The organism is Variovorax sp. P1_H12_2, from assembly GCF_056405335.1.
On record NZ_JBFUCI010000461.1, the window covers coordinates 1 to 4,759 of the forward strand.

5 protein-coding genes are annotated in these 4,759 nt (G+C 69.5%); 4 read left to right on the plus strand and 1 reads right to left on the minus strand.

Translation table 11 applies throughout. The features are described from left to right. Window positions 1–145 precede the first annotated feature (145 nt). From proX to AC1D2K_RS30025, 4 genes are all read left to right on the plus strand, one after another. Window positions 146–1,156 (plus strand): glycine betaine/L-proline ABC transporter substrate-binding protein ProX, encoded by a 1,011-nt coding sequence (proX, locus tag AC1D2K_RS30010; RefSeq protein ID WP_478093496.1) that lies wholly within the window; start codon window positions 146–148, stop codon window positions 1,154–1,156. Window positions 1,157–1,227: 71 nt separating this feature from the next. Beyond that, window positions 1,228–2,778 (plus strand): fumarate hydratase, encoded by a 1,551-nt coding sequence (locus AC1D2K_RS30015; protein ID WP_478093498.1) that lies wholly within the window; start codon window positions 1,228–1,230, stop codon window positions 2,776–2,778. Beyond that, entirely contained in the window at window positions 2,775–3,587 is an 813-nt protein-coding gene (gene murI, locus AC1D2K_RS30020; RefSeq protein ID WP_478093500.1) for a glutamate racemase, read from the plus strand. Before AC1D2K_RS30015 ends, murI begins: the two co-directional genes overlap by 4 nt. Beyond that, a complete protein-coding gene (locus AC1D2K_RS30025) occupies window positions 3,587–4,360 on the plus strand; it encodes a PA3715 family protein (protein WP_478093502.1) in 774 nt (257 codons plus the stop codon). Before murI ends, AC1D2K_RS30025 begins: the two co-directional genes overlap by 1 nt. 132 nt (window positions 4,361–4,492) lie before the next feature. Here the strand turns inward: AC1D2K_RS30025 and AC1D2K_RS30030 are convergent. Further along, on the minus strand, window positions 4,493–4,759 hold a 267-nt coding region (locus tag AC1D2K_RS30030; RefSeq protein WP_478093504.1), incomplete at its 5' end, for an MFS transporter.

The window sequence follows — 4,759 nt, forward strand, 5'->3', positions numbered from 1 at the left end:
GGTGGCAGACCGGCCCGGCCGGCCTCGCGCTGCGCCTGCTGCATCGCCTGGTGCGCCCGTCGCGCGGCGAGAACGACCCCGTTGCGGCCTTGTCCACGCAAGTGCAGTGAAGGGCCTGGCCATGACCTTCGAAGGAATCCAACGCATGAGAAGAACCCGCCCCGTCGCACGCAGCCTGCTGGCCATCGGCCTGCTGGCCCTCGGCCTCGCCACCCAGGCCCGCGCCAACACTGATCTGCCGGGCAAGGGCGTCACGGTTCAGCCGCTCAAGAGCTCGCTGGCGGAAGAGATGTTCCAGACGCTGCTGGTGTCCAGGGCCCTGGAGAAGCTCGGCTACGCGGTCGAACCGATGAAGGACCTCGAACCCGCCACCGAGCACCTGGCGATCGCCAACGGGGACGCCACCTTCATGGCCAACCACTGGAACCTGCTGCACGCCGACTTCTACAGGAACAGCGGCGGCGATGCCCGTCTGTTTCGCCAGGGGGTCTATGCGGACGGTGCGGTCCAGGGCTACCTGATCGACCGGAAAACGGCCGACCAGTACGGCATCACCAGCATCGACCAGTTGAAGGACCCGGCGATTGCGAAGCTGTTCGACACCGACGGCGACGGCAAGGCGGACCTGACCGGCTGCAACCCCGGCTGGGGCTGCGAACTGGCGATCGAGAACCACCTCGCGGCCTACCAGCTGCGCGACAGCGTGACCCACAGGCAAGGCAGCTACGCGGCGCTGATGGCCGATACCATCGCGCGCTTCAAGCAAGGCCAGCCGATCCTCTACTACACCTGGACGCCCTATTGGGTCAGCGCCGTGCTGCGGCCGGGCACGGACGTGGTCTGGCTGCAGGTGCCGTTCTCGTCCTCGCAGGGCGACAGCGTCGACACCCGGCTCCCCAACGGCAGAAACTACGGCTTCCTGGCCAACCGGCAGCAGATCGTCGCCAACAAGGACTTCGTCGCGAAGAATCCTGCGGCCGGCCGCCTGTTCGAGACCATGAAGCTGCCGATCGCCGACATCAACGCCCAGAACCTGCGCATGAGCCAGGGCGCCAACACCCAGCGGGACGTCGAGCGCCATGTCGACGGCTGGATCCGGGTCCACCAGACGCTGTTCGACGGCTGGATCCAGGAGGCGCGGGCCGCGGCGAGGTGAGGCGCCCGCGGGTTTTTACCGGCTGAGATAATCGCGGGGCGTCCCCCCACTCACAAGAACGTTTCCCCACCATGACCACCATTCAGCAAGCCGACCTGATCGAGTCGGTTTCCGCCGCGCTGCAATACATCAGCTACTACCACCCGGCTGACTACATCGCCCACCTGGCCCGCGCCTACGAGCGCGAGCAGAGCCCGGCGGCCAAGGACGCGATGGCGCAGATCCTGACCAACAGCAAGATGAGCGCGACCGGCCACCGCCCGATCTGCCAGGACACCGGCATCGTCAACGTGTTCCTGAAGGTGGGCATGGACGTGCGCTGGGGCGGCTTCACGGGCAGCCTGGACGACGCCATCAACGAAGGCGTGCGCCGCGGCTACAACCACCCCGACAACACGCTGCGCGCCTCGGTCGTGGCCGACCCGCAGTTCGACCGCAAGAACACCAAGGACAACACGCCGGCCGTGATCTTCACCGAGATCGTCCCCGGCAACACGGTCGAAGTGACCGTCGCGGCCAAGGGCGGCGGCAGCGAGAACAAGAGCAAGCTCGCGATGCTGAACCCGGGCGACAGCATCGTCGACTGGGTGCTCAAGACCGTGCCGACCATGGGCGCCGGCTGGTGCCCGCCGGGCATGCTGGGCATCGGCATCGGCGGCACCGCCGAGAAGGCCGCGCTGATGGCCAAGCAAAGCCTGATGGACGACCTCGACATGCACGAGCTGCAGGCCAAGAAGGCCTCGGGCGCCGAGCTGACCAAGGTCGAGGCGCTGCGCATCGAGCTGTACGAGAAGGTCAACGCGCTGGGCATCGGCGCGCAAGGCCTGGGCGGCCTCTCCACCGTGCTCGACGTCAAGATCCAGATGTACCCCACGCACGCGGCCAGCAAGCCGGTGGCGATGATCCCGAACTGCGCCGCGACCCGCCACGCGCACTTCGTGCTCGACGGCTCGGGCCCGGTCTACCTCGAGGCGCCCTCGCTCGACCTCTGGCCGAAGATCGACTGGCAGCCCGACTACAACAAGAGCAAGCGGGTCGACCTCGACCAGCTCACGCCGGCCGAAGTCGCCAGCTGGAAGCCCGGCGACACGCTGCTGCTCAACGGCAAGATGCTGACCGGCCGCGATGCCGCCCACAAGCGCATCTCCGACATGCTGGCCACGGGCGAGAAGCTGCCGGTGGACTTCACCAACCGCGTCATCTATTACGTCGGCCCGGTCGACCCGGTCGGCAACGAGGCCGTCGGCCCCGCCGGCCCGACCACCGCCACCCGCATGGACGGCTTCACCGAGATGATGCTGGCCCAGACCGGCCTGATCGCGATGATCGGCAAGGCCGAGCGCGGCCCGGTCGCGATCGAGGCCATCAAGAAGCACCAGAGCGCCTACCTGATGGCGGTCGGCGGCGCCGCCTACCTGGTGAGCAAGGCCATCAAGACGGCCCGTGTGGTCGGCTTCGCGGACCTCGGCATGGAAGCCATCTACGAGTTCGACGTGGTCGACATGCCGGTCACGGTGGCAGTCGATGCCGGCGGCACCAGCGCCCACATCACGGGCCCGGCCGAATGGCAGAAGCGCATCGCCAGCGGCGAGTTCAAGACCATCACGCTGGAACCGGTTTGAGCCTGGCGCGCGTCGACGGGCCCGTGCATGCCGACGATCCGATCGGCGTGTTCGACAGCGGCGTCGGGGGCCTGAGCGTCCTCAACGCGCTGCGCGAGGCCTTGCCGCGCGAGCGCTTCGTCTACTTCGCCGACACCGCCCATGCGCCTTACGGCGAGCGCGGCGACGCCTTCGTTGCCGAACGCAGTGCCACCGTGGCGCGCCACCTGCTCGATGCGCACCGGATCAAGGCGCTGGTGGTGGCCTGCAACACCGCCACCGCGGCCGCGATCCACCGGCTGCGCGCCGACCACCCGGCGCTGCCCGTGGTCGGCGTCGAGCCCGCACTCAAGCCCGCGGTGGCGCTGAGCCGAACCGGGCACATCGCGGTGCTGGCGACCCGCGTGACCGTCGAGAGCCGCAAGTTCCAGACGCTGCTCGCCTCGCTGGCCGGACAGGCCACCTTCAGCATCGTGGCCTGCGACGGCCTGGCCGGCGCCATCGAGCGCTCCGACGCGGCGCGGATCTCGGCGCTGTGCGAACAGTATTCGGCCGCCGCAGGGCGCTTCGGCCGCGGCGACGGCCAGCTCGACACGCTGGTACTGGGCTGCACCCACTACCCCTTCATCGCCGACGAATTGCGCCGCCACACCGGGGAAGCGGTCCGCTTCATCGATACCGGCGCCCCAGTGGCGCAGCAGACGCTGCGCTTGCTTGCCCAGGCCGGCACGCAGCGCACCGAAGGCATCGGCGACCTGTGCCTGCTGAGCAGCGGCGCCCCCGAATCGCTGAACGCCGCGGCCGCCCGCTGGCTCGCGGCGCCCGCCTGATGCGCCGCCTGCGCCGCGCGCTGCTTCTTGGCGGGCTGCTGGGCAGCTTCGGCATCGCCTCCCAGGCAGCCTGCGACACCGGCCTGGCGGAGCGCATGCATGCCAAGCTGCATCCGAAGCGCACGCTCGACCACGAACGCGCCGTTTGCGAACCGTGGCGCGGCGTCCCGGGCCGCTTCATCGTCGTGCTGCCTCTGCCGCGCCCGTCGACAGAGCCCGGCCCCCGCCAGTTCGATCTCGACGTGCTCGTGGTCCAGCAGGCCGACAACGGCAACACCGAGCGCGCCAAGGTCGTGAGCCGGCTGTTCGAGGAAGACGTGCTGACCGAGGACGCGGTGCGCATCGGCGAGATCCGAGTCGACGGCACGCGCTATGCGCTGGCGCCCGACGCGCGCGCCTTCGGGCTGCGCATCCTGCGCCAGGGCTCCTCGCGCGCCAATCCCTATTCGAACGAGAGCCTGTCGCTCTATGTGCCCCAGGGGCCGAAGCTCGCGAAAGTGCTCGACGGGCTTGAACTCGTGCTCGAGCAAGGCGAATGGGACACCAGTTGCACCGGCAGCTTCGAGACCGTGCGCGGCAGCCTCTCCGTGGCCCGTAGCAGCACCGGCGGCTATGCCGACCTGCTCCTGCACCAGGCCCGCTCCGAAAGCCGCTCGAGCCCGCTGGGAGACGAATGCGTCACGCAGGCGCAGCGGCAGACCTTCAAGTCACGCGTGCTGCGCTACGACGGCACGCGCTACCGCCTGGCCAAGGGCGCCGCGCCGATGGATTGAGCCCCCACGCTCCCTCACTGCGTGTGGTCGCTGCCCCCCGAGAGGGACGCTGCAGGCCGCCCGTCCGTGCGAAGCGCGGACTTCGCCGCCCTGGCGGTCCGGCGCCGGCCTGGCCTCAGGCGCACGCGAAGCTCAGGCCCGCAGCGCCGCTTCCCGCCCGCGCCGCATGTCGATCGGCAGCAGAAGCAGCAGCCCCCCGATGAAAAGCACCGCCGTCGAGAGGATTGCGATCCGCTGGTTGCCGCCGGTCGCCCAGGTGATCGCGCCGTAGCTCAGCGGCCCCACGATGCTCGCGAGCCGGGTGGCGAAGGTCCAGAGACCGAAGAACTCGGCCAGTTGGCGCGGCGGCGCCAGGATGCCGGTCATGGCGCGCCCGGCCGACTGGCTGGACCCCATGGC